The organism is Arthrobacter sp. P1_D4, from assembly GCF_056406115.1.
Genome location: NZ_JBFUAU010000003.1, coordinates 165,347 through 189,987, shown reverse-complemented (window position 1 = coordinate 189,987; position 24,641 = coordinate 165,347). Strand labels below are relative to the sequence as shown.

The window sequence follows — 24,641 nt, the reverse complement described above, 5'->3', positions numbered from 1 at the left end:
TCAGGCCTGTCGCTGTTTCACGGCGCCGGCCAGCGCGGCCAGGCCCTTTTCGAAGTCAGCGCCGACCATTTTGTCCATGTTCATGAACAGGGCGAACACTTTGCCGATGCCCTTGTTCTCCCCGGTCATCGTCCAGGTGACCTGGGTGCCGTCACCGGAGGGCGCGAACGTGAAGGAGGTGGGGTTGACCGCTTTGAAGGGCTTGGTGAATTCCAGACGGATCTTGATGTTGCGCGGCTCGGCCGTGTCCACGATTTCCATGGTGCCGGAGCCTGCCTTGCGGTTTCCGCTCCAGGTGTATTTGGCACCGACGCCGGAGTCGCTGCCGGAGTAGCTCCGTTCCATGGCCGGATCAACGGCCTCCCAAGGGGACCATTTGGTCCATTCGTGGAAGCTGTTGACCAGCGGAAAGATGTCCTGCGCCGGGGCTGGAATGACTGCGCTGCGGGTAACTTCATAAGTAGACATGCGGCAATCCTAGGCGGTGACCGGCCCAACCGGACGCGTGCCCTGCGGGTTCACCCCTTCTCAGCAGTTGCCTCCGTCAGATCGACCACCGGCGAGGCCGCGTTCTTCTTGACGGACTCGACCCCGCCCATGGCACTCGCCTTGGTCTTGTAGCTCTCCGAGGAGGCGATCACCTCGCCGTTGGAGGCCTTAAGCCGGAACCGGAATCCGCCGGACTTGTCTTTGTAGACCTCATACTTGCCAGCCATGGTGCATCCCTGATTTCTCCGTTGTTGTGGCCGGCCGGGGAGCCGGCACGGATCAGATTAGCGCCGCCGCAACCGGCTGACCAGAGTCCTTCGGTTGCCTGGCCCGACCAGGCTCAGGACAGGCCGGTCAGCCCTGCGAGCAGGTAGGCACCTGCCAGGTAGAGACCCCAGCCGATGGCGGACCGCTCCTCCGGGTCCTCGAGCCGCCGCCACACCGCCTACCACAAAAGGGCCGCGAGCGGCCCGCCAATCAGGGCGAACGCCAGCGAGCGCGCGAGCCCGGCGACGTCGTCCGGGGCCAGCTCTGTCCCCGCCACCAGCAGGCGGCCCAGCAGTCCGCTGAGCCCGACGGCGGTTGTCACCACCAGTGCGAACAGCAGCTCGTAGGTGATGAGCCGGCGCACTGTCCCTTGGGCGCTCATTGCTTCGCCTCGCCGGTGCACACTGCCAGCGGCCAGGGCACGGTGTCGATCAGCCAGCCATTGCCCGCCCGAACGAGATCGAACGCGTCCTCCACCTGGTATTCGGCGCTGCCGAAGGGACCGCCCGGCTCGGACACAGTGATGAGCACCCTCACGTCCGCGGATTCCGGCCGCTCGGTGGTGGACACCAGCGTGACTCGCAGGTTCCGGGCCGAAGGGCGGGCCCCGGTTGTGCACTTGCTCCGGGCGGCCGGCGTCAGGTAGGCAGAGGCGGCCGTCTCATCCCCGGCAATGACGGCTGCGGCATAGCGCTGCGCGACGCCGGCGGGCGTTGACTCGGCCAGGGGCGCGGGCTCCCTGCGGGTGAAGACCACTGCCAGCGCGATGATCACGATCACCGCGATCGCGGCCATGATGGCCAGCAGGGTCCGGCCAGGCCTGGTGCGGCGCGGCTCCCCCGCCTCCCCCGGCTTTTCCGGGCCGGGCTCCTCCGGCGGTCCTTCAGGCGGCGGCCTCATGGCCAAAGTATGGACGCCGTCCAGCGCACGGTCACGATGTCTTTCGTCCCCTTTCCGCGGCGTCCGCGTCGACGCGGCCGAAGCCAGCCACTACGCTCGGAAAATGGGAATCATGCGCAACGCCCTCGCCGCTGCTGTTGTACTGATGGCCGGCCTTCTCGGCGGCGCCCCGGCCGCGCTCGCCACGACGCCGACCGCCGTCGTCGTCGAAGACCGCGCCGGGGTGTTGGACCAGCGGACGCTGCTGCCGGCGGTACAGGCCACCGACTTTTATGAGCCCACCAAAGTTGCGGTGTACACCTATAACGGCACTGCCGCCGACAATCTGAACGAAGAAGTCCTGCGGTTCGCCCGCACCGAACATCCCGAATGGATCAGTGCTGACGGGCAGAAGTGGGCAGACGGACTGTTCATCTTCGCCCTGGATCCGGTGGGCCGGCATGTGGGGACGTACATGGGTGAGGACCGGAAGGTCTCCCCCGAACAGCGCGAGGACATCCAGAGCGCCGCCAAAGAGCTGCTTCGCGACGCGCAGTGGACCGAGGGCACCATTGCCGGGATCCGCCGCGGCGCCGAACTCATCAATCAGCCGTGGTACCGTTCCACAGCCTTCCTCGTCACAGCCTGGGCGGCGGTGGCCGCCGCGGTCTGCGCAGCCGCGGCGTGGCTGATCGTGCGGTGGCGGACCCGGGTGTCCAGCCGGAAGGAACTGGCCCGGGGCGACGCCAGCTACGCCAGTGTCAGCATGGACCTGCAGGTGACCGAGCTCAACGCCAGCACCATTCCCGAGTCCTCCCGGTACGGGAGCACGGTGCTGGAAAAACACCGCACGTTCGTGAACCGCTACGGCACGGCCACCGAACTTTCCAACCAGGTACACGCCCTTGGCAGCCGGGACCTGAGCCGCCGGCCCAACCTCAAACTGGTCCGGAGTTACGCCGATGCCGCGGCCGAACTCGACGCCCTGGACGACGTGATCGCCGATACCAATGCCCTGCTCAACCGGGGCTCGTCCTGGGCGGCCGCCTGGGACCGCCAGCTCGCGCCGTTCCGCAACGATCTGGACGGCGTAGAAGACCTGCTCAGCCAGCGCCGGGCCGAGGGAACCTCAGCGACGGCGGTGGCACTGCGGTCCTTCCGCGATGAAAGCCGGCGTAACATGGAGCGCTGGTCGACGGAACTGGCGGACGGCTCCATCACACCCGAAACGGCGCTGGACCGGTTGCGTGACGCCCGGACCCACCTCTCGGAGTTGTTGAAAAGTCACGCCGACACCCTGATCCAGGCCTTTGCCCGCAATGAGAAGGAAGCCGGGCTCATGCGCGAGGAAATGGACAGCGCGCAGGCGGGAACGAAGGCAAGATACGGCCGCACGTACGAGCCGAGCATCCTCGGAACGGTGTACCCGTCCTACTACTTCTTCTCGGTCCCGAGCTTCAACACCGGCTTCAGCAGCGGCGTCAGCAGCGTCAGCAGCGCGCGCGGCGGCGGCACCACCACCGGGTACGGGTCCAGCGGCGGAAGCTTTTCCGGGTCCGGAAGTTCGTCGAGTTTCTAGGGCGCGCTAACGGACTTAGGGCCCGCTCGCGGCCTTTTCGACGGCGAAATCTCCACCGGGGAACATGATCGTCTCGTGGCCGTCGTCGAACCGGACCAGGTACGGCGGCGCACCGTCGGCACCCTTCACTTCAAGGATCAGACCGTGCCGGTCCGTGGATTCGACCGTGGTCCCCCGGATGACGATGCGGTCCCCTGCGACTGCTTTCATGGCGATCACCTGTATCTCTATTGACGCCTGTGTGCCCGAAGATCATTATGGCTCTTATCGGCTGGGGGGCGCTATGGCCTGAGGTTGAGGAGCCGCGCCGTGAACCGTAAATGTGCAGTTGGCCAAGCAGGAAAAGCAGTCAGCACCCTTTTCCCGGTGATCGGTTTCGCGGCAGGACCGCTCCACGACCGGCTCCGTCCCTCCGCCCATCCCGACGGCCCGGGCTGCCGACGACGCCGAAGCTTCACCGACCTTGACGTGCACACTCCTGTGGGGCTTGCGGGGTACCGGCCATGATGCGGGCAATCGTGCGCTGGACGCTGCAGTTCAGGCTCCTGGTCCTGGCAGCAGCCGCGGGAATCCTGGCCTTCGGGCTCACCAGCCTGCCGAGCATGTCCGTGGACGCCTTCCCGGAATTTGCCCCGCCCCAGGTGGAGATCCAGACCGAAGCCCTGGGACTGTCGGCCGCCGAGGTTGAGCAGCTCATCACCTCACCCATGGAAGCCGACCTGCTGAACGGCGTCGCCTGGGTGGAGGCCATCAGGTCCAAATCCGTCCCTGGCCTGTCCTCGATCCAGATGGTCTTTAAGCCGGGGACCGACCTCCTCCGCGCACGCCAGCTGGTCTCGGAGCGGCTGACCCAGGCTCGCGCACTGCCCAATGTTTCGGCGGCGCCCGTGCTGATGCAACCGCTGTCCTCGACCAGCCGGGTCATGATGATCCGGCTGACCTCCAAGGACATGTCGGCCATCGACATGTCCGTCCTGGCCCGCTGGACCATGAAACCCGGGCTCCTGGCCGTGCCAGGCGTCGCCAACGTGGCGATCTGGGGCCAGCGCGACCAGCAACTCCAGGTCCTGGTGGACCCGGCGCAGCTCGAAGCCAAGGGCGTCACGCTGGATGAAATCATCAAGACGACCGGCAACTCCGTGTGGGTCTCGCCACTGAGCTACCTGGAGGCGTCCACACCCGGCACCGGCGGCTTCTTCGAGACGGGACACCAGCGGATCGGTGTCCAGCATGTCCTGCCGATCACCACGCCGGAGGACCTGGGCCAGGTCCCCGTCCAGGGTGCGCCAGGCAATCTCCTGCTCAAAGACGTGGCCACGGTGTCAACAGACCACCAGCCGCTGATCGGCGATGCCCTGCTGAGCAAGGAAGCCGAGTTGTTGCTGGTCATCGAGAAGTTCCCGGAGACCAACACGATGGACGTGACCCGGGGCGTTGACGAGGCCCTGCACGCACTCCAGCCCGGCCTGCCCGGGGTCGCGATAGATACAAGCGTCTACCGGCAGGCGTCCTTTATCGACGAAGAAATCGGGACGCTCGGCGCCGCCCTGCTCGTGACACTGCTGCTCATTGTCGCCCTGTTTGGGGCCTTCTTCCGCTCCTGGCGCACCGCCTTGATCAGCCTGATCACGATCCCGGTGTCGCTGACCGCGGCGGCGCTGGTGCTCGACTGGCGCGGCACCGGGATGAACACCATGGTCATGGCCGGCCTGGTGCTGGCACTGGCGGTCATCGTCGGAGACGTCGCGGAAGACCTCAGCGGCATCGCCCGGGCACGAAGGGCCGAGGCCAAGTCCCGCCGCGAAACGGCCGACGGCGGGACTGAGTCCACGCCGGCACAGGATGGGCAGCCACGTGATTCAGTGATCCCGGGCGCCCTGCGGGCAGCCCGCACGCCAATGCTCTACTCACTGCTGATCATGGCTTTGGCCCTCGCGCCCGCACTGTTCATCCCGGGTGAGAACGGCGCCCTGTTCGGACCCTTGGTGCAGAGCTACCTGATCGCCCTGGTTGTCTCGATGATCGTCGCCCTCACCGTCACGGCCGCCCTCGCGTTCGTCCTTCCCGCGGGTTCCAAGGCCCCGGAGAGGCGGTCCCTCAGGCGGCTTGAAGGCGCCTACGGCGGCTACGTGAAGCGACTGGCAGGGAAAACCCGGTGGGTGTTCGCCGCCGCCGTTGTGGCGCTGGCCGGACTGGCACTCGCACCCCAGCTGGCCGGAACCCATCCCGTGGTGCCCGTCCTGGCGGACAAGACCCTGGTGGTGCACTGGAGCGCGATCGCCGGAACCTCGGACCAGGAAATGAGCCGGATCACCGAGGCGGCGGCCGACGAACTGCGCACGTTGCCGGGCGTGGCCAACGTTGGCGGACACATCGGGCGCGCAATCACCTCCGATCAGGTCGGCGACGTCAGCTCCGGCGAGCTGTGGGTGACCGTGGCCCCCGAGGCGGCCTACGCCGACACGGCCGCCGCCGTCGACCGCGTGATCGCCGGTTATGCGGGCCTGACCAGCAAGGTCTCCACCTACCCGCAGGAACGCATCGACCAGATCCGGGAAGAAGCCGACAGCGGCTTTGCCGTCCGGGTGTTCGGACTCGACCCGGCGATCCTGCGGCAGAAGGCGGCGGAGGTCAAAACAATCCTGGAGCACACGGCCGGGGTGGCTAATCCCCACGTCGACCTGCCCGCCGAACAGCCCATCGCCGAAGTCAAGGTGAACCTCGCCGCGGCCCAAAAGGCCGGCGTCGTCCCCGGCGACGTCCGGCGCGCGGCAGCCGCCCTCCTGCAGGGCATTGAAGTCGGCAACCTGTACGAAGAGCAGAAAGTCTTCTCCGTCATCGTCAAGGGCGCCGCGGCCACCCGCAGCAGCCTGGACAGCGTCCGCAACCTGATCATCGACACCCCCAACGGCGGGCACGCCCGCCTCGGCGACGTCGCGCAGGTGACCATGGTCGGGAATGAATCCGTGATCCTGCACGATGACACCTCGCGCCGCATTGACGTGAAGGCTGACATCCAGGGTCGCCCGCTGGGCGACATCCAGCGTGACATCAACGCGTCCCTGCAGCAGATGCAGTTCCCGATGTCCTACCACGCCGAGATCCTCACCCAGTACGCCCAGCAGCAAAGTAATTACCAGTGGCTCTGGCTGCTCGCTGCGGTCGCCGCAGCCGGCATCCTGGTGCTGCTGCAAACGGCGACGGGGAGTTGGCGGCTCGCCGCCCCGCTCTTCCTGGGCCTGATCCTGGCACTGTCCGGCGGCGTGCTGGCCGCCCAGGCCACCGGGGGCGTCAACGCCCTGGTCGCCCTGGTCGCCTTCGCCGCAGTCCTGGGTATCGCCGTCCGCGGCGCCCTCCTGCTGGCAAGCCACGTACGGGACCTGCGGGCAACCGATGCTGAAGCGCCCTGGCCCGCGCTGGTGGTCCGCGGAAGCAGGGAGAGGCTGGGACCCGTCCTGATGTCCACCGTGATCACGGCCCTGGTGCTGTTGCCCCTGGTCCTGCTGGGCGGCGTCGTCGGAGCGGAAATCATCCTGCCGCTGGCCGTGATCATCTGGGGAGGCCTGCTGACAACTTCCTTCTTCACCCTGTTTGTCGTGCCCGCTGTGCTGCTTCGGTTCGAGCCGCAGCAGGCACCCGGCGCGCCGGCCGGCCCGGGCACCGCTGCACCAACTGAAAGCCGGGATGGGTCATGAACTCCACACCTTCGCCGCGGGGCAACAAGGTCGCGGTTTTCATCACTGCATTGATCGTGACGGCGTTCACGGCGCTCTCCGCTACAGGTTGCGCCCAGGCACCGGAGGCCGCACCGTCCGAAGGCGAACCGGCGGCGATCGCTGAAGTCCCGGGCACGGACCTTCACCGGCTCACCCTCACCGACCACGCCGTCGAACGGGTTGGGATCGCGACAGCGGTGATTGCAGTGGATCCCAAGACCGGGAAGCTCACTGCCCCCTACGGGGCCATCCTGTACGACAGCTCGGGCAAGGCGTGGGTCTACACCAACCCTGAGCCCCGGGTCTATGTCCGCCAAGCGATCACGGTCCAGCGCATCAACGGCGACGTTGCCGTCCTGACGGACGGGCCGCCGGCAGGGACCGTCGTCGTCACGACAGGTGCCGAGGAACTTCTCGGGACCGAATTCGATACGGCCGAGTGACATGCGCTGGCTCATCGGGATCAGCCTCCGTTTCAAGACGGTTGTTGTCGCCCTCGCGTGCGCCGTGATGCTGCTCGGTTCCCTGCAGTTGGGCGCCGCATCCGTGGATGTCTTCCCGGAATTCGCCCCGCCGCGCGTCGAAATCCAGACCGCATGCCTCGGGTTGACCGCCCAGGAAGTCGAAGAGCTCGTCAGTGTGCCGATCGAGGCCGCCGTGAGCGGCATGCCGGGCCTGGACGAGATACGGTCCAAGTCCGTGCCCCAGCTGTCCTCGATCGTGCTGCTCTTCCATCAAGGCACTGACCTGCTCAACGCCCGTCAGCTCGTCTCGGAACGGATGGCGTCGGTGACCGCGGCGCTGCCGACGTGGGCGGCCCCGCCGGTGATGCTGCAGCCGCTGTCCGCGACCAGCCGCGTGATGAAGATCGGGATGACGTCGTCGGAACATTCGCTCATCGAAATGTCCATGCTGTCCTACTGGACCATCCGGGCCCGTCTGCTGCGGGTCCCCGGGGTGGCCAACGTGGCCATCTGGGGCGAGCGGCTCCAGATGCTGCAGGTCCAGGTGGAGCCTGACAAGCTCAAGGCCCAGAACGTCTCCCTCAACCAGGTCATGGAAGTCACCGCCGGCGCCCTCGACGCCGGGCTGCTGAAGTACTCGCCGGGACGCTTCATCGGCACCGGCGGCTTCATTGACAGTCCGACCCAGAGGATGGGCGTCCGCCACGTCCAGCCGATCCAGACGCCCGCGGATCTGGCCCAGGTGACGATTCGGGAAAAGGACGGCGTGGCGCTGCACCTGGGCGACGTTGCCCAGGTTGTCGAGGACCATCAGCCGCTGATTGGTGACGCCGTGATCAACAACGGTCACGGGCTCATGCTGATCGTCGAGAAGCTGCCTTGGGGCAACACACTGGACGTGACCAAAGGCGTGGAGGAGGCCCTCCACGAGCTGCAGCCGGGCCTGCGCGGCATCAACTTCGACACCACGATCTTCCGGCCCGCCAGCTTCGTCGAGGAGGCGATCTCCAACCTCAGCATCGCGCTGTTGCTGGGCTGCCTGCTGGTGGTCATGATCCTCGTCGCGTTCCTCTTCCAGTGGCGCACGGCCCTGATCAGCATCATCGCCATTCCGTTGTCCCTGCTTACAGCCGCACTGGTGCTTTACTTCACGTCCAGCTCCATCAACACGATGGTCCTTGCGGGGCTGGTCATTGCGGTGGGCGTCGTGGTCGATGACGCGATCATCGACGTCGAGAACATCATGCGCCGCCTGCGGCAGCGACGCGCCCGGGGCAGTGACGAATCTGCGGCATCGGTGGTCTTGAAAGCCTCCCTGGAGATGCGCAGCCCGATCGTTTACGCGACCCTGATCATTGTGGTCGCCGCCGTACCGATCTTCTTCCTGGACGGTCTGACCGGCGTCTTCTTCCGGCCGCTGGCCGTCTCCTACACCCTGGCTGTCCTGGCCTCGATGTTCGTGGCGCTGACAGTGACGCCGGCTCTTGCCCTGATTCTGCTGGGCAACGCCAAACTCGAAGAACGCGATGCGCCGCTGGTCCGGGTGCTCAAACGCGGCTACCACGCCGCCCTGTCCAAGGCCATGAACCGGCCCCGGTTCGGCTACGCGGGCTTTGGCGTGCTGGCGGTGGTGGGTTTGGTCCTCGCTCCCCTGATGGGTTCTTCCCTGTTCCCCACGTTCAAGGAACGGGACTTCCTGATGCACTGGATCTCCGAACCGGGTACGTCTGCCGCCGAAGAATTCAGGATTTCCCAGCGCGGCTGTGAGGAATTCCTCAAGGTCCCCGGCGTCCTGAACTGCGGCACGCACATCGGGCAGGCATTTGCCGCGGACGAGATCGTCGGTGTCAATGCCGGCGAACACTGGATCAGCATCGACCGCCACGCCGACTACGACGCGACAGTGGCCGCCGTGGAGGACGTGGTCAACGGCTACCCGGGGCTGCACCGTGACGTCCAGACTTATCTGAAGGAGCGGATTGAAGAGGTCATCACCGGCGCCAGCGAACCCATCCTGGTCCGGGTCTACGGAGACGACCTCAATGTGCTCCGGGAACAGGCGCAACGGGTCAAGACCATCATGGACTCGATTGAGGGCACCGAGGACCCGCATGTGTCCCTCGAGGTGGAAGTCCCCCAGATTGCCGTGACGGTTAATCTGGCCGCGGCGCAGAAGTACGGCCTCAAACCGGGCGATGTCCGGCGCGCGGCCGCGACACTCGTGGCAGGCGAGGAGGTCGGCGACGTCTTCCGGGACGGCCGGGCCTACGACGTCCAGGTCTGGAGCACCCCGGCCACCCGCTCCTCCGTCACCAGCATCGAGGATCTGCCCATCGATACGCCCAGCGGAGCGCGGGTGCGCCTCGCCGACGTCGCGGACGTGAGCCTGCAGGCTACGCCGAACCAGATCGACCGCACCAACGGATCCCGCCGCGTCGAGGTGGGATCCTTCCTGGCCAACGGTGCGGACATGGGAACAGTGGTCGGTGAGTTGAAATCGCGGCTGGAGAGCCTGGAGCTCCCCACCGGCTACAGCGTGCAGCTGCTCGGCGAATACACCGAACGCGAGGCGGCAACGAACCGCCTGATGATCTACTCCGCGGCGGCACTTGTCCTGATCCTCCTGCTGCTGCAGGCGTCCTTCCGCAGCTGGCGGCTGGCCGTCCTGTCGCTGCTGACGCTGCCGGTCGCCCTGGTGGGCGGGGTCATAGCCGCCTACATGACCGGCGGCGTCCTGTCCCTCGGGTCCCTCGTTGGCTTCCTCACGGTGATGGGGATCGCCGCGCGCAACGGCATCCTGCTGATCAACCACTGCCAGCATCTGGAAACCTTTGAAGGCCAAACCTTCGGCCGCGACCTGGTGATGCGCGGGGCGGCGGAGCGGCTCTCGCCCATCCTCATGACCACCCTGGCCACCGGGCTTGCCCTGGTACCCCTGGTTGTCATGGGCAACATCCCGGGCCATGAAATTGAACACCCCATGGCCGTGGTTATCCTGGGCGGCCTGGTCACCTCCACCTTGCTCAATCTGTTCATCGTGCCCTCGCTCTATCTCCGGTTCGCCAAGTCCAGGAAGACCAGGGAGAAGGAACGCGCTGCCGCCGGGCCGGTGTCCGTCTAACAGCGGCAGGCGTCAGAACCTCAACCATCAGAACAGGGCGGCGGTCACGGTCCGGGTGAGCTGCTGAATGATCTGGGTGCGGGGGCCCATATCGGAGTAATTCCTGCCGCGGGTGTACACGACGAACACGAAGGCGCGGCCGTCCTTGTCCAGGACGGCCGCGTCATGCAGGTTTCCGAACAGCAGCCCGTACTTGTGGTGAACCCCTACTCCGGGCGGAACCGCCGGCGGGATCAGTGTCTCAAAGTTGGTGTTCTGCATATAGGACAAGAGCTGGGCGGTGTTGCGGGCATTGAGCAGCTGTCCCGTGTAGAGCAACTGGAGGGTCCTCGCCATTTCTGCGGGCGTCAGAAGGTTGACCGTGCGGTCGTAGGTGATCCCGATCGAGGCGGCGTAATCCGTGATGCCCCGCGCGCCGACCGCCCGCAGGATCAGTGCCCACGAGTCGTTGTTGCTCTGCTGGACCATCCGGCGGATCTGGGTACCGGCCGTCGAGTTGCCCATGGGGGCGGTCAGCGAGGCGCGGCCGGTCTCAACGAGGTGGTAATACGCCGACGCGGCCAGAATCTTTGCCGTGCTGGCGGCCACAAACTTGTCCTGGATCCCATAGCCATGGACCACGCCGTCGGAGACATCGATCAAGGACACCCCCAGGGCATAGGCACCGTTGGCCGCGATGATCCCGTTGATCTGGCTGTCCAGTTCCGCGTCAATGGCCGGGACCGCGACGGCAGGCACGGCGGGGATCTCAGCGGGCTTCCCGGCGGCCGCCGAGACGGCGCCGACCGCGGGCGAAGCAGTAGTTGGCGAAGCAGTTGCGGGCAGGTCAGACGCAGGCGGAACGGTCCGGCCGGCATCCGTGACCGGCGCCGGCGGCGTCGCTGCAGCGGCCGGCGGGTCAACGGGTAGCGCCGCCTGGACGCCTGCATAGACGCCGGCACCCACAAGGGCGAGTGCGACGGCGGCCGCCGTCAGATACTGTCGCCGGGTCCTTCCCGCACGCCGGGCGAGGGACCGCGGACCGGGCCGGGAACCGTCGTTGGCCCGGTGCCCGCCGGAGCGGTAGTGGCGCGGCGCCGGCTCAGGCTTCGGGACCGGCCCCGTGCTGTTGTTCGAATCGTTCGCAGGCATCATGCTTCCCCGAAGGTGACTGACCGCGGTGGGGCCATAGACTTCCAGCATTCTTCCCCCTGGCGGCTTCCCGCGCAAGGGTACGGCTCCGGGAAAAAGTGGGTCTGCCCTCCGAAGCAGCGGCGTACGCTGGTGAAAACGTAAGGAGCGGCGATGCGCAAAATCATCCTGGCCATGCAGGTGTCCCTCGACGGATTCTTCGAGGGCCCGGACCGCGACATTAGCTGGCACATGGTCGACGACGAGCTGCACCGCCATTTCAACCAACAGCTCAGCACCATGGGTGCCTTCCTTGACGGCCGCGTCACCTACGAGCTGATGGAAGAGTTCTGGCCCACCGCGGACCAGGACCCGGCCGCCGGCTCAGTGATGGCCGAGTTCGCCCGGATCTGGCGGGACATGCCCAAGATCGTCTACTCCCGGACGCTGACATCTGCCGCCTGGAACACCACCGTGGTCCGGGAGGTGGTGCCGGAAGAAGTGCTGGCCCTGAAAGAGCAGCCGGGCGGGGACCTGGCCCTGGGCGGGGCAGAACTGGCCGACACCTTCCGGCGGCTCGGGCTGATCGACGAATACTGGCTGTACGTCCATCCGGTCCTGATCGGACGGGGCCGGCCCCCGTTCAAGGCTGCGGACAGCATGGCCCATCTCCGGCTGCTGGAGACGCGCGCCTTCGGCAACGGGGTGGCGCTGTTGCGCTACGCCGCGTAGCCGGCACGGAGCAGCCGGGCTTGCGGCACACCGCTGCGGCCGGCGACGCGTCACTTTCTTAAGCGTTTCTTAACGGGCTGGCGGAAGAGTGGGAGTCGTCGCCTGTCCGGGCGCCCTTGTCCCGAGCCGGAGGATCCCATGACTGGACCTGCCCCTGTTAAGAGCGATGCGCCGCTGGGCGGTGCTGGAGCACTCAGCCGAAGTGGAGCACCAAGCCGTCCCGACGCCGTGCGCCCCGCCGCGGGTCCCCGGCTGTGGGCCCTCCCCCAGGTCCGCCACTGGTTAGTGCTGGGCGTCCTGCTGTCGGCCGCCGTCGTGGCATTGGGCCTGGCGGCGCAGCTGACACCCGGCTTCAGCGCCGCCGAGCTCGGGGTCGATCAGGACCTGAGCCAGCACCACGCCGCTGCCCTGACCGCCGTCGCGATGGCGCTGAATGTCGTGTTTGGCCCGGTGGCGGGCCTCGCGCTGATCGGCGCCGCGGCGCTGTACATCTGGCTGTTCCGCGGCGGCCTGGCCAAGGCGATTGCCTTCGGCCTCGTGGCATCATCCGGCTGGGTGGCAAGTGAATTCTTCAAGCTCCTCGTGGCCCGCCAGCGGCCCAGCCCTGCCCTGCTGTTCGATCCCCTGGCTCCGGAAACGGGTTCCAACAGCTTCCCGAGCGGCCACGTGTCCTTTGCTGTGGCACTGGGATTCGCAGTGTACTTCCTGGCCCGTGGAACCCGCTGGGCCAAGGTCACGGCCGTCGCGGCGTCGTTCCTGGCCCTCGTCGTAGCCTGGTCACGGCTTTACATCGGCGTCCACTACCCCACGGATGTCGCGGCGTCGTTCCTGGCCTCGAGCGCAGCCGTGGTCCTGCTCGCGGGACTGTGGAACCTTCTCGCGCCACGGATAGCGGAGCGGATCCGGGCCCGTTCGGGCAGCCGGCCGCTGGGCGCCGAGGAGAAATGAGAATGCCCGTCCTGGACGTTTTTGCCTCCCTTCCGGCCGTCCACGCCGCCGGAACATTGTCCCTGCTGGACCCGGCAAGCCTGCTCGCCGGGTTGGGCCCGGCCGCACTGGGTGTGATCGCCGTGATGGTCTTCATCGAATCGGGCGTGCTCTTTCCCTTCCTGCCCGGCGACTCCCTGTTGTTCACCGCAGGACTTCTGCACCAGCAGCTGCAACTGACGTTGCCAGTGCTGATCGGCGTCGTCACCGCGGCCGCGGTCGCCGGGGACCAGGTCGGCTACATGCTCGGACGGAAATTTGGCCGGCGATGGTTCAAGGACGACGCCCGGATCCTGAAGACAGCGCACCTGACCACCACGGAGGACTTCTTCCGCCACCACGGCGGGGCCGCCGTCGTGCTGGCCCGCTTCGTCCCCATGGTCCGGACGTTTGCTCCACTGACCGCCGGGACCGCGCGCTATGACTACAAATCCTTCACCCTGTGGAATATCACCGGCGCCGTCGCCTGGGCGGCCTCCGTGACGATGCTTGGCACCTGGCTGGGGCATTTTGACATCATCGCCAGGAACATCGACGCCATCGTCGTGGCCATGGTGCTCGTCTCCGTCGTGCCGGGGGTGGTACAGCTCCTCAAACGCCGCCGGAACTCCCGCCGCGCCGCCGCAGCCGCAGACAAAGCCGCCGGCGACACGGCAGAAGAACCTGGGGCCGGACTGCGGACTGAGGAAATGGCCGCGGAAGAATAGCTGACATGACCTCCACTGACCTTCCGTCCCTGCTGCTCGTCGAGGACGACGCCGTCCTGGGACCGCTCATCGCCGAGCTCCTGGACCCGGACTACCGGATCCAGTTGGTCACCAACGGCCGCGACGGCCTCCACCACGGGCTGACCGGGAGCTGGGACGTCATGGTGGTGGACCGCGGGCTGCCCGCCATGGACGGCATCGCCCTCATCACGGCTTTGCGGTCGAAAGGCATTGCCACGCCCATCCTGATCCTGACCGCGCTGGGCGATGCCGACGAAAAAGTCAGGGGCCTGGACGCCGGCGCCAACGATTACGTGACCAAGCCGTTCGATGCCGGCGAACTGGCAGCACGCCTGCGCGCACTGACGCGGACTTTCACTCCCCCGGCCCCGGCACCGGTGGCGATCGGGGACTGGGAACTGGATCCAACGCAGCGCTCCGTCCGTTCCGTCTACGGGCAAACGGTGTCACTGACCGCAAAGGAAGGCCAGCTGCTGGCAGCCCTTGCTGCGGAACCGGACCGCGTCTTCACCCGGGATGAGCTCCTCGCGGCGTGCTTCCACGCCTCGGAACAGCCCGGCGTGATCGATACCTATGTTCATCACCTGCGCCGGAAGATCTCCAAAGCCGTGATCCGCACGGTGCACGGCCTCGGATACCAGATCGGCGAAGCCCATGAGTGACGGCTGGCCGGCCGGCGGAAATCCGGACCACTCCATCCTGCGCAAGGCTTCCCTCAAGGTCGCGGTGCGGATCAGTGCTGCGTGCGCGGTCATGGTTCTCGGGCTGCTCGCCGCCACGGCACTGTACCTCACGAACCAACTGGCCCATCCTGAAGTGCCGGGCTCGGCGACGGCCGGGACGGCCTACACCTACCTGGATTCCAAGGATGTCCTCGAAGCCATGATCATCGCCGGGGTAGCGGGAATCCTGCTGGCCGGCATCGTCGGGTGGCTCAGCGCGCGCAGCGCGATTCGTCCCCTCAGTGATGCCCTGGCAAGGGAGCGGCGTTTCGTCCAGGACGCCAGCCACGAATTGCGCACGCCATTGACCATCCTGGACACCAGGATCCAGCTGGCCCAGCGCAACACTGTGCCCGGCTCCAGGCAAAGCCACGACCTGGCCCGGATCCGGGAGGACGCCGCGACGCTGACAGGGATTGTCAACGAACTGCTCCTCGCGGCAACCGCGGAGGCCCCGGACCGCTCCGCGCCCCCTGCCGACCTCGCCGACGCTGCCGCCAGCGTCGCCGGCAGCCTCCAGCAGGTGGCAGAGCAGCGGCAGGTGCGCCTGGAATTCTCTGCCGCTGCCCGGCCGCTGGCCCGGATCGAGACGAATGCGCTGCGGCGTGCCGTGCTGGCCCTGGCGGACAACGCGCTGGCCCACACGCCTGCGGGCGGCCGCGTGTCCATCACGACCTCAATCGAGCAGAAGCGCGCCGTGATCACGGTGGCGGACTCCGGGACCGGAATCACCGGCGTCGATCAGGCCCGGATCTTTGACCGGTTCGTGCGGACGGCCGGCACCGGCACCTCACAGGGACAGCGGAGCTTTGGCATCGGCCTGGCCCTGGTCCGGGAGATTGCCGTCGCGGCCGGGGGCACCGTCGAGGTGGCCGCGACGGGCGGCGAGGGAACCGTCATGAAATTGACGCTTCCGCTCATGGGCAGCGGGAATCCCTGAGGACCCTGCGCCGGGGAAAGCTATGCCATCGGGATCCCGGACCCCCGAATGCGGAGACAGGAAAGACCGGCGGTCGAGTTGCCCCCAAGGGAACTCGACCGCCGGTCTTTCCGGACTGTCTGGCCCCGGGTCGGGGCCGTGCGGCTTAGGCGCGGACGAACGTCACGCCGCCGGTCGCGGTGAGCCAGGACAGCGGGTGGACCATGGTCTGGTTCTTGCCGTTCATGCCGCCACTGACCACCTGGCCGTTGCCGGCGTAGATGCCGACGTGGCCGGACTGGACCACCATGTCACCGGGCTGCGGCGTCGCTACAACGGTTCCAAGGCCAAGGAACGCGCGGGGACCGATGTCGCCAACGGGCTTACCCGCGGCGCCAAGGGCCTTTTCCACCATGGCAGTGCAGTCCTGGGTGATGCCCACCTGGCTGTAGGCGGCCGAGAGCATGATGGCGTTGCGTCCGCCCGCGGGCGCCGCGGCCGGCGCTGCTGCCGGAGCTGCTGCCGGAGCGGCCTGCACCTGGATGACCGGCTTGGCCGGAGCCTTGGCCGCCGCCGCCGGGGCTGCAGTGGGAGCCGGAGCCGGCGCGACGGGCTGTTCGATGACCGGCGCGGCAACAGAATCCACTGCGGGGCGATCGAAGCTGATCTTGACGTTTGAATCGGCACTGACGGGGGCACTGACCTGTCCGGCGATGTCGACGTTCGACGCCGGAGCAGAGTCACGCTGCACGGGGGCGGTGGCGGCGTTGGCCGCCATTCCGCTGGTCAGGACCAGGCCGGATGCGGCGGCGAGGACGGCGGCATGGCGCGCAAAAGTATTGACTGAAGTCATGAAAAATGTAGCCTCTCCCAATGCCTGCGAGGTGAGCTGTCGGATTCGGATGGGAGGCACCCGGCCGCACTCCCGGGCCCGTCGTTGCGGGCACTGTGCGGCTTCACCCCAAGACCTGCATATCAGCAGGTCAAAAGTGGTTTCCCCGTCTCTGCCGGACGTTGATGCGAGTTACCCCCGGGCCGCGGCAGAGTTAGGCAATCGGCTGGGGAGCGCCCGTATCGGAGACAACAGGCACTCATTAACCGTAGCGCGAACCGCACCCGAAAGTCACATTCAGGTAACGGAGCCATGATGCCGGGCCGCAATTTTGCCCATAGGGCGGCGCCGTTTCCGAACATAGGATGATGCCATCAGCACCACCGGAAGCGGAGGCCCGAAAATGAACAGCCATTGTGTCGCCATCTGCCAGTTGAGCACTCAGCCCCAAGAGGATTTCGACGTCAACACCGAGCTGCTGATCCTCGACGGCGGGGACGTCCACGTGAGCACCTGGGACGCGGAACCGCGCGACGGGGGTTTCGACGAGCACATCCTCAATGACCGGGTGGACGCGCTCGGGTACATGGTTGTCAACGACTGGGCCTTCCTGGACGGCAAGGCCTACGCGGTGGTGGAACGGCGGTCAGGCCCGGCGCCGGCCGGCCGCCGCGAACCGTGACCTTCCTGTCCCTGGCGCTGATCGCCGTCATCGCCCTGGCTGGCCCCCTGCTGGCCCTGCCGGCGCGCTGGCACTTGCCTGTCATGCTGGGTGAGCTGCTGGCCGGCATCGCGATCGGGCGCTCAGGGCTGGCCCTGGTGGACCCCGCGGACCCGACGTTCACCCTGCTGGCCAATATCGGGTTTGCGCTGATGATGTTCGTGGCAGGCACCCACGTTCCCGTGCGGGATCCGCACATCCGTGGCGCCCTCGGCAAAGGCTCCCGCCGGGCGATGGTGGCCGCAGCGGCAGCGGTGGTGGTCGGAACCGGCATCGGACTGCTGTTCGGGACTGGACATGCTCCCCTCTACGTCGTGCTGCTGGCGTCCTCGTCGGCAGCCCTGGTGCTTCCAATCGTCGATTCCCTGCGCCTCGGCGGGCCAGATGTCGTCGCTATGACAGCGCAGGTGGCAATTGCCGACACAGCCTGCATTGTGGCGTTGCCGCTCCTGGTGGATCCGCCCCACGCAGTCCAGGCGGCGCTGGGTGTCCTCGCGGTGACCGGGTGCGCGGTAGTGCTCTTTGTCGGCTTGCGCTGGCTGGAGCGCCAGGGAATCCGTCGGCGCGTGCACCGGCTCTCGGAAAGCCGCAAGTTTGCCCTGGAGCTACGGATCCAGCTGGCCGTGCTCTTCACCCTGGCCGGTGTCGCGACGTGGAGCAATGTGTCTGTGATGATGGCAGGCTTTTCTTTCGGCCTGGTGATGGCTGCGGTCGGCGAACCGCGGCGGCTGGCCCGGCAACTGTTCGCGCTCAGCGACGGCTTCCTGGGTCCGCTCTTCTTCGTGTGGCTGGGTGCATCGCTGACGCTCAAGGACCTGGCCGGGCACCCGGACATGATGGCCCTCGGCCTGTTGCTGGGGGCCGGGGCCCTGCTGGCGCACGCCGACCTGGCTTTCCTGGGACTCCCGCTGTCGCTGGCGGTGTTGTCAGCGGCGCAGCTTGGCGTACCGGTGGCTGCGGCGAGCATCGGCACGCAGCTTCAGGTCCTGCTCCCAGGCGAGGCCGCGGCCCTGCTGGTGGGAGCGCTTGTCACCATAGCCGCGAGCGCAGTCGCCGGGTCACGGGCGGCGAGGACTTTCGCGGTCCCGGCAAATGCTGGCGGCAAGTCCGGAAATTCCGGCAGCGCCGTCGAGCAGGGCGATCCGGGGGGTCCGACGGCCTGACAGTCCGAAGGTCTACATGCCCGGACCAAAGCCGAGCCGGCGGCGAAGGTTCGGATCGTCATTCTCCAACGGATGTGAATTGCAGCTCCGGCCTCCGCTTTGCCATCTCTGCCAGGACCCGGGAGACGGCATCCCGGACAGCCGTGCCGTCGGCGTCGAACATGCCGCCCGGTTCGCCGAGCACCGCGTTGGCGTGCCGGACGAACCTGCCCCAGTCCCCCGCGCCCGCGCGCAGCGCCAGCAACGGCGAGAGAAGCGCGGCCCGGCGCAGCCAGGCATCGGGCTCGCGCACCCACCGGTCCAGCACGCTGTCGGCCCGCACCCTGGCCAGAACATCGAGTCCGTCCACCAGGGGTCCGACGACGTCGACGGCGAGCGGATCCACAAGGTCCCGCACCCGCGCCTGCCGGATGAAGCCCTCCAGCCGGGTGAGGTCGGAGTTGGTCAGCAGCTTCACGTTGGCCTGGAGCAGGACCACGGCGGCCAGCCGGCGCTCGAAAACCGGCGCAGGCCCCCGGCCGGAGCCTCCGGGCCCGGAGCCCCACAGTTCGGAACTCAGCAAAGTGACCTCATCGCGGGACAGCCCGGGATAGCGGCGGCCGGCATCCCGGACCGTGCCGCGCACGGCGCCCACGGACGTGCCGTAGAACCGGAGGCCGCTGCCCGCCGGCTCCGTTTCCAGCCGCGCCTGAAGCTGCTCAGCGCGGCGCCCGGAAGCTTCGCGCTGCAGCGAGAGGTCGATGAATTCGCCGGCATCACTCACCTGCCCATTCTTTCCCCTCGCGGCTCCCGGCGGAAACGCGGTGCCAAGCCGTCCTGGGCGGCGGGCCCGGACCATCTGCCTAGACTGAACTGGCAAGCCTCCGATCGAAAGCGGTTTACGCAACCATGCACACCAAGCTGACACTCGCCATCGCACTTTCCGCCATGACGCTGGGGGTGGCAGGGTGCGCCGCCCCTGCGCCATCTACCGCACCGTCGCCTGAGTCACCTGCGGCATCCGCGGCGCCGGCCCCTGATTTTGCTTTAGACATCACGGGGGCGCCCGGCCGGATCACCCAGGCCGGCCTCACGGTGCTGACGGCGGAGGGCAACGTGGACCACTATCACGCACATCTGGACGTGCTGAAGGAAGGCAAGCCCATCGCGGTGCCGGCAAATATCGGCATCACCGCCGGAGCTGACCACAGGGCCAACGGCATCTCAGCACTGCACACCCACGACACCACGGGCGTGGTCCACATCGAGTCACCCACCGCCGGCCAGGCCTTCACCCTCGGGCAGCTCCTGACGGAGTGGGGCGTCCTCGGTGGCACCGGCGCCCCCGGCACCGGTGGGGGTTCACTGGAAGGCTGGACCGTTTACGTGAACGGCCGGAAGTTCGACGCCGGGATCCGGGACCTCCCGTTCAAGGCGCACGACGAGATCGTCCTGTCCTACGGCACCGCGCCGGCGACGATCCACGCCTCCTACGATTTCCCGCCCGGAGAGTGAGGTGACCGGAGAGTGAGGTGGCCGGAGGCGACGGCGGGCGGCATGCCCGTACCTGCACAACTGTGCAGCAGTCTCCCCACGCGACCCCAACTGTCACCATTTACCATTGCCGTCGAAAAATGCATGCACAAACGTGCATGTTGGAGCGATCCGCGGAGCACCTTCCCTAGCGTGAATTGAGAGACGTGAGTCGGATCACAACGGGGGCTGATCCCTACCTCACTTCCATTCCCACAGACCGTCACAGATGACGCGTCCAACCGAAGAGGTAATCCGTGCCATGCCCGAAAACGCCCGCAGCATTCGCAACGCTGGCAGCTGCGACCTTGGCGCTGCTTGGCGCATCCCTGATGGGTGTGCCGGCGGCCCAGGCCGACACCATTGACGTTTCGCCGCCCGGCGCGAATGACTGGTCCTGCAAGCCCTCGGCAGCCCACCCCTACCCGGTGGTCCTGGTGCCGGGAACCTTCGAGAACATGGCGAAGAACTGGGCGACGATGTCGCCGGCGCTAAAGAGCCAGGGCTACTGCGTTTTCGCGCTGAACTACGGTGCGACCAACGGCGTCGACGCCACCGGCCCGGTGGCAGACTCAGCCCGTCAGCTCGCCCCGTTTGTCGAGAAGGTACTGGCCTCGACGGGTGCCAGGAAAGTTAATCTCGTGGGCCACAGCCAGGGCGGCATGATGCCGCGCTACTACCTCGGATTCCTTGGAGGCGCGGACAAGGTGAACCACCTTGTGGGCATCGCCCCGTCCAACCACGGAACCCGCGGGCTCATCACGCCGACACCGGACGCCGTTCCGCCGGCCACCTCAGTGGGAGGGTCGAATTGCCAGGCCTGCGCCGACCAGCAGGCTGGTTCTCCGTTCCTCACCGAGCTCAACTCCATTGGCGACACGGTTCCCGGTCCGGCCTACACGGTGATCTCCACAACGCACGACGAGGTGGTGACGCCCTACCCCAGCCAGTTCCTCGCCGGCCCGGCCCAGCAGGTCACCAATATCACCATCCAGGACAAGTGCCCGGCAGACGTGATTGACCATGACCAGGCGCCCAACGACCCCGTCACCCAGCGTCTCGTGTCCGACGCTCTTCGTCAGCCGGCCGGCCGCCCGGGCAACCCGGCATATCAGCCCAGCTGCGTGTAGCGCGGCACCCCGGGCGGAGGCGGCGTGCGGAACGTCATGCATCCGGGAGGTTTGCGGGCCGAGGTAACGGTCCGGTAACGTTGGCCGCTGGCCGCGAGGCCCGGCCCGAATGCAGGGCCCCGGACCGCCCCTTTGCAGGGCCCCGTTGCGCCGTTCGGCGTCTGCTCGCCCCTGCCTTGCGGCAGGGGCCGGATGAAACTTCCCGCATTATCCGCCGCCCTGGCAGCGTCGGTTGTGCGTGCCAGCCACGAAAGCCCGGAGGGGTCCGTTGTTCAATAAAACACCGCTGTTCAATAAATCAACGTTCAAAGATGCACGGCCGAAGGCACGCTCCACGGCACCACAGCTGAACAAAGTAGCGATTGCTCTGAGCCTGGGCGCACTGTCCCTGACCGGCTGCAGCGCCGGACCCGCGACGGGCGCCGCAGCAGTTTCACCGGCCACCGGGGCCGCGCATTCCGCTGCGGACTCCACGTCCTCGGCGGCAACCCAGGCCGCGCATCCTGCCGCGAAGGCCACGGCCCCGGTGGCCGCAGCGCCGAAGCCGGCGGTCCCCTCGGCCCCCAAGCCTGCCACCGGTACCGCCGGCCCACCTGCGGCTCCCGGAGCCGATGCGGCTTCCGGAGCCCTTGGGGCACCTGCACGGGCCGCCGCGCCTGTTGCTCCGGCAGCTGGCGCCCAAGCGGCAGCCGCTCCGGCGCCGACGGCGGTAACGGCGCCCGTCGCTGCCCAGGCCGCCACGGCACGGGGCTGGGGTGCGGTTGTCGCGGGCGACGAGTTCTCCAAGGCCGGCGCCCCCGACTCCACCAAGTGGAGCGTCTTCAAGGGATCCGGACATGCCGGCAACGGTGTCAGGAGCCCGCAGGCCTGGTCGGTTGCCAATGGCGTGGCCACGGTCAGCGGCGACTCGGCCGGCACCACGGGCGGCATGTCGGCCAAATTTGCCCAGCAGAAATACGGCAAGTGGGAGACGCGCATGCGGACCAACGCCCGGGACCCGGAGTACCACCCCGTGCTGATCCTGTGGCCCAACAACAACACCTCCCCCAACTGTGCCGAGATCGACTACGCCGAGGGCAGCACCAACACCGCACAGATCAAGTTCTTCCTGCACTATGCCTGCGGCGGCTCGAACTTCCAGACCACGGCGGCCAAGACGATCGACACGACGCAATGGCACAACTATGCAGTCGAGTGGACCCCGGCCGGCATCACCGGTTACATCGACGGCGTGAAGACCTTCTCCGACACGAACCCCGCGCACCTGCCCTCCGTGGGCATGCACCAGACACTGCAGCTGGACTGGTTCCCCGACGGGTCGGCCACCAAGCCTTCACAGATGCAGGTCGACTGGGTCCGCGTCTACAAGTAGGACCGGCAAATCGCCAGGCAGCCCCGCGCCGTATTGCGGCGCGGGGCTGCCTTGGTGTTGGCCGAGGACGCGCCGCTACAGGCGGCAGGACTCAAACCCCTTGAAGTTCCCGGGCGGCTACCGCTGAGACCAGCATTGACCCGGCCGCCGTCACGGCGTCGATCACCGGAACCCCGAGCCGGCGGCGGAGCACGTCCGCCATGCCGATGCTGCTCAGGCCCGTGCTGGCCTGGACGATCATGTCGGCGCCGGCGTCAACCAGCATGTGGGCCGCGGCGAGGGCGTCGAAAATCCCGGCAGGCATGAGGAACGCGTCGGGTGTTTCGATCCTTCCCTGCCCGTCAATGAGCAGCATGCGTTCGCCCAGTGCATCCGAGATCGGGCCCGGTACGTGTGCGCCGAGACCCAAAACTCCAATCCGGCCGCCGAAGGTCAGAGCCGCGGCCGCGGCTGCGGAGCCCGCCCCGATGACCGGGATATCCACGGCTGCCCGGGTGGCGGCCAGCCCGGGGTCGGAGGCGCAGCTGATAATCAGGGCGTCAGCATCCCCCGCCATGACCCTCGCCAGCCGGACAACCTTGGGGGCCGCAGATTCGAGCGACGCCTGGTCGTAGACGCCGGACGGCTGGTCCGGAATACAGCGGGATGTGACGGTAAATCCGAATGCTTCCTGGAGGAGTTTCCCGTGGGCGTGGAGCAGGCGTCGGTCCGACGTCGTCATCACCCGGATCAGTCCAACACGCATGGCGTACTACCTTTCGAACGGATTCGTTGGTTCGAGGCTACCCGGCGAGTATTTCCGCGTCTTTTCGGGCAGATGACCAACACAAGCGCTGCAGCGGATACGCCCCGTGGCGCCGGCCGCCGTTAGCATTCCGCGGGCAGCGGCACGGCGCCTTGTGCATGAAACTTGGCGAAAACTTCGCTTCCGTGTGGGGTTGGCGGCCCGGCGTCGTTGTACGTTTGTCACGGTGGCCCGTCTTAGGACCCGGGTACAGTACCCGGGGATTGGGGGAAGGCGGCAGGCCGGTTCCGGACTCAGCCGGAACGATGACCAAAGGAACAGCCATGTCGGTGGAGCCGTCGTCCACTCCAGGACGCCTCGAAGAACAGGATCCCGAGAACCTGGTATCCGGTGCGGAACATGCCGCATCTGCCGCCGGAATCCGACATCAGGCCGCCAGAATCATTGACGCCGTCCTCGACGACAGCGCCCCGGAACAAGCCCGCGCACGGGAACTGCTGCGCCAGCAGCTGGCTGCCCATCCCGGACATCCGGAACGGGCCCTGCTGGAGCACCTTGCGGCGTTGAAGGCATTGGACGGGCACCGCGAAGGGGCGTCGGAGGCTGGCGGCCCGTTCCGGCCGGAATTTGCCTCGGGCGAGTAAGCGCAACGCTTACTTGTAAACGCGGATCCAGTCGACCTGCATCTGGCTGGGTTTGGTGGGCGTCCCGTTGGGAAACCAGTCCAGTTGCACCGTTTGGTGCATGCCTACCGTGGGCTGATGCGTCGGGTTCGTGTCCACAAACCACAAGGACCCATCGAGGTATCCGGTAATTCCGGCGGGGGTCCACTCGACTGCATAGTTGTGCCATTGCGTCGTGTCGATCGTCTTGGCCGCGGTGGTCTGGAAGTTCGGGCCACCGCAGGCGTAGTGCAGGAAGAACTTGATTTGGGCGGTGTTAACGCTCCCCTCTGCGTAGTCAATCTCGGCGCACGTGGACGAGATGTTGTTGTTCGGCCACAGGATCAGGACAGGGTGATATTGCAGATCCCGCTGTCCAATTTTCATCCTGGCCTCCCAGCGGCCGTACCGCTGCTGGGCAAACCTGGCGGACATGCCGCCAGTGGTGCCCGCGGCGTCGCCGCTGACAGTCAAGACCCCGCCGCCTACACCCAGCGCATCCGGACTCCGGATCCCCTTGCCCGCGTGCCCAGGGCCCGCGTAGACAGTCCATTTCGCGGGGTCAGGCGGCCCTGCATAATTAAATTCGTCGCCCGCCACCACCGGTCCCCAGCCGTGGCCGACGGCGGCCTGCGTCCCGTCGGAGACGGCGGCCTGCGTCCCGGGGGTCACGGCGGCCGCACGGTCTATCGCCGGCGCCCGCTCCCTGGACGCTGGTGCGGCACCACACCCGGCAAGGGCCAAGGCGCCTGCAGCGCCCAACGCCGCGGTCCTGCGGTTTGCGAACATCG

25 protein-coding genes and 1 riboswitch are annotated in these 24,641 nt (G+C 67.2%); of the genes, 15 read left to right on the top strand and 10 right to left on the bottom strand.

Going from position 1 to position 24,641, the window contains the following annotated elements:
* The 4 genes from AC1D0A_RS05145 to AC1D0A_RS05130 all read right to left on the bottom strand — a co-directional run bounded on the left by AC1D0A_RS05145 (position 1) and on the right by AC1D0A_RS05130 (position 1,656).
* On the bottom strand, positions 1-468 hold the full coding sequence (locus AC1D0A_RS05145; protein WP_476945313.1) for an SRPBCC family protein: 468 nt from the start codon (positions 466-468) through the stop codon (positions 1-3).
* Positions 469-518: 50 nt separating this feature from the next.
* A complete protein-coding gene (locus AC1D0A_RS05140) occupies positions 519-716 on the bottom strand; it encodes a YegP family protein (protein WP_243177313.1) in 198 nt (65 codons plus the stop codon).
* Positions 717-934: 218 nt separating this feature from the next.
* Positions 935-1,138, bottom strand: a complete 204-nt coding sequence (locus tag AC1D0A_RS05135; protein WP_476945312.1) for a DUF5671 domain-containing protein — start codon at positions 1,136-1,138, stop codon at positions 935-937.
* Complete coding sequence (locus tag AC1D0A_RS05130) at positions 1,135-1,656, bottom strand: LpqB family beta-propeller domain-containing protein (RefSeq protein ID WP_476945311.1); 522 nt, start codon at positions 1,654-1,656, stop codon at positions 1,135-1,137. The genes AC1D0A_RS05135 and AC1D0A_RS05130 overlap by 4 nt, the downstream gene beginning before the upstream one ends.
* A 103-nt stretch (positions 1,657-1,759) precedes the next feature.
* Here AC1D0A_RS05130 and AC1D0A_RS05125 point away from each other — a divergent pair, with 103 nt between their 5' ends.
* Positions 1,760-3,214, top strand: a complete 1,455-nt coding sequence (locus AC1D0A_RS05125; RefSeq protein WP_476945310.1) for a DUF5129 domain-containing protein — start codon at positions 1,760-1,762, stop codon at positions 3,212-3,214.
* A 15-nt stretch (positions 3,215-3,229) separates the two neighbouring features.
* Here the strand turns inward: AC1D0A_RS05125 and AC1D0A_RS05120 are convergent, their stop codons facing one another.
* Positions 3,230-3,424, bottom strand: a complete 195-nt coding sequence (locus AC1D0A_RS05120; protein ID WP_243177309.1) for a DUF1918 domain-containing protein — start codon at positions 3,422-3,424, stop codon at positions 3,230-3,232.
* A 293-nt stretch (positions 3,425-3,717) separates the two neighbouring features.
* Between AC1D0A_RS05120 and AC1D0A_RS05115 the strand changes: the two genes are divergently transcribed.
* Genes AC1D0A_RS05115 through AC1D0A_RS05105 form a run of 3 tightly spaced genes read left to right on the top strand, consistent with a single transcriptional unit; the run spans position 3,718 to position 10,515 of the window.
* Positions 3,718-6,909 (top strand): efflux RND transporter permease subunit, encoded by a 3,192-nt coding sequence (locus AC1D0A_RS05115; protein WP_476945309.1) that lies wholly within the window; start codon positions 3,718-3,720, stop codon positions 6,907-6,909.
* Positions 6,906-7,373, top strand: a complete 468-nt coding sequence (locus AC1D0A_RS05110) for an efflux RND transporter periplasmic adaptor subunit (protein WP_028276172.1) — start codon at positions 6,906-6,908, stop codon at positions 7,371-7,373. The genes AC1D0A_RS05115 and AC1D0A_RS05110 overlap by 4 nt, the downstream gene beginning before the upstream one ends.
* 1 nt (position 7,374) lies before the next feature.
* Positions 7,375-10,515, top strand: coding sequence for an efflux RND transporter permease subunit (locus AC1D0A_RS05105; protein WP_476943473.1), 3,141 nt, complete (start codon positions 7,375-7,377; stop codon positions 10,513-10,515).
* Positions 10,516-10,542: 27 nt separating this feature from the next.
* Here AC1D0A_RS05105 and AC1D0A_RS05100 read toward each other — a convergent pair whose 3' ends face one another.
* Positions 10,543-11,649: a serine hydrolase gene (locus tag AC1D0A_RS05100; RefSeq protein ID WP_476945308.1), complete on the bottom strand. Its 1,107-nt coding sequence runs from the start codon at positions 11,647-11,649 to the stop codon at positions 10,543-10,545.
* Positions 11,650-11,799: 150 nt separating this feature from the next.
* Between AC1D0A_RS05100 and AC1D0A_RS05095 the strand changes: the two genes are divergently transcribed.
* From AC1D0A_RS05095 to AC1D0A_RS05075, 5 genes are all read left to right on the top strand, one after another.
* Entirely contained in the window at positions 11,800-12,357 is a 558-nt protein-coding gene (locus AC1D0A_RS05095) for a dihydrofolate reductase family protein (RefSeq protein WP_476945307.1), read from the top strand.
* Between the two features lie 138 nt (positions 12,358-12,495).
* The gene (locus AC1D0A_RS05090; RefSeq protein ID WP_476945306.1) at positions 12,496-13,305 is read left to right on the top strand and encodes a phosphatase PAP2 family protein; all 810 of its coding nucleotides are present in this window, start codon (positions 12,496-12,498) and stop codon (positions 13,303-13,305) included.
* A 2-nt stretch (positions 13,306-13,307) separates the two neighbouring features.
* Positions 13,308-14,051, top strand: coding sequence for a DedA family protein (locus AC1D0A_RS05085; protein ID WP_476945332.1), 744 nt, complete (start codon positions 13,308-13,310; stop codon positions 14,049-14,051).
* 5 nt (positions 14,052-14,056) lie between these two features.
* Positions 14,057-14,734, top strand: a complete 678-nt coding sequence (locus AC1D0A_RS05080) for a response regulator transcription factor (protein WP_476945305.1) — start codon at positions 14,057-14,059, stop codon at positions 14,732-14,734.
* Positions 14,727-15,734, top strand: a complete 1,008-nt coding sequence (locus AC1D0A_RS05075) for a sensor histidine kinase (RefSeq protein WP_476945304.1) — start codon at positions 14,727-14,729, stop codon at positions 15,732-15,734. The genes AC1D0A_RS05080 and AC1D0A_RS05075 overlap by 8 nt, the downstream gene beginning before the upstream one ends.
* A gap of 145 nt (positions 15,735-15,879) precedes the next feature.
* Here AC1D0A_RS05075 and AC1D0A_RS05070 read toward each other — a convergent pair whose 3' ends face one another.
* The gene (locus tag AC1D0A_RS05070; RefSeq protein ID WP_476945303.1) at positions 15,880-16,566 is read right to left on the bottom strand and encodes a hypothetical protein; all 687 of its coding nucleotides are present in this window, start codon (positions 16,564-16,566) and stop codon (positions 15,880-15,882) included.
* Between the two features lie 7 nt (positions 16,567-16,573).
* Positions 16,574-16,776, bottom strand: a riboswitch (cyclic di-AMP (ydaO/yuaA leader).
* A 202-nt stretch (positions 16,777-16,978) separates the two neighbouring features.
* Between AC1D0A_RS05070 and AC1D0A_RS05065 the strand changes: the two genes are divergently transcribed.
* Together AC1D0A_RS05065 and AC1D0A_RS05060 are read left to right on the top strand one after the other, a co-directional pair.
* Entirely contained in the window at positions 16,979-17,227 is a 249-nt protein-coding gene (locus AC1D0A_RS05065) for a hypothetical protein (RefSeq protein ID WP_223916806.1), read from the top strand.
* Positions 17,224-18,429, top strand: coding sequence for a cation:proton antiporter (locus tag AC1D0A_RS05060; RefSeq protein WP_476945302.1), 1,206 nt, complete (start codon positions 17,224-17,226; stop codon positions 18,427-18,429). The genes AC1D0A_RS05065 and AC1D0A_RS05060 overlap by 4 nt, the downstream gene beginning before the upstream one ends.
* A gap of 58 nt (positions 18,430-18,487) precedes the next feature.
* Here the strand turns inward: AC1D0A_RS05060 and AC1D0A_RS05055 are convergent, their stop codons facing one another.
* Positions 18,488-19,192, bottom strand: a complete 705-nt coding sequence (locus tag AC1D0A_RS05055) for a DNA alkylation repair protein (RefSeq protein ID WP_476945301.1) — start codon at positions 19,190-19,192, stop codon at positions 18,488-18,490.
* Between the two features lie 125 nt (positions 19,193-19,317).
* Here AC1D0A_RS05055 and AC1D0A_RS05050 point away from each other — a divergent pair, with 125 nt between their 5' ends.
* From AC1D0A_RS05050 to AC1D0A_RS05040, 3 genes are all read left to right on the top strand, one after another.
* Positions 19,318-19,923 carry a hypothetical protein gene (locus AC1D0A_RS05050; RefSeq protein WP_243177299.1) on the top strand — a complete coding sequence of 202 codons (606 nt, stop codon included), beginning with the start codon at positions 19,318-19,320 and terminating at the stop codon, positions 19,921-19,923.
* A gap of 350 nt (positions 19,924-20,273) precedes the next feature.
* Entirely contained in the window at positions 20,274-21,071 is a 798-nt protein-coding gene (locus AC1D0A_RS05045) for an esterase/lipase family protein (RefSeq protein WP_476945331.1), read from the top strand.
* 268 nt (positions 21,072-21,339) lie between these two features.
* Positions 21,340-22,443: a glycoside hydrolase family 16 protein gene (locus AC1D0A_RS05040; RefSeq protein WP_476945300.1), complete on the top strand. Its 1,104-nt coding sequence runs from the start codon at positions 21,340-21,342 to the stop codon at positions 22,441-22,443.
* A 91-nt stretch (positions 22,444-22,534) separates the two neighbouring features.
* On the opposite strand, the gene AC1D0A_RS05035 is transcribed toward AC1D0A_RS05040, so the two are convergent.
* Positions 22,535-23,188: an aspartate/glutamate racemase family protein gene (locus tag AC1D0A_RS05035; protein ID WP_476943463.1), complete on the bottom strand. Its 654-nt coding sequence runs from the start codon at positions 23,186-23,188 to the stop codon at positions 22,535-22,537.
* Between the two features lie 305 nt (positions 23,189-23,493).
* Here AC1D0A_RS05035 and AC1D0A_RS05030 point away from each other — a divergent pair, with 305 nt between their 5' ends.
* Positions 23,494-23,832, top strand: a complete 339-nt coding sequence (locus AC1D0A_RS05030; RefSeq protein ID WP_243177296.1) for a hypothetical protein — start codon at positions 23,494-23,496, stop codon at positions 23,830-23,832.
* A gap of 9 nt (positions 23,833-23,841) precedes the next feature.
* On the opposite strand, the gene AC1D0A_RS05025 is transcribed toward AC1D0A_RS05030, so the two are convergent.
* A complete protein-coding gene (locus AC1D0A_RS05025; RefSeq protein WP_243177295.1) occupies positions 23,842-24,639 on the bottom strand; it encodes a glycoside hydrolase family 16 protein in 798 nt (265 codons plus the stop codon).
* Positions 24,640-24,641 lie beyond the last annotated feature (2 nt).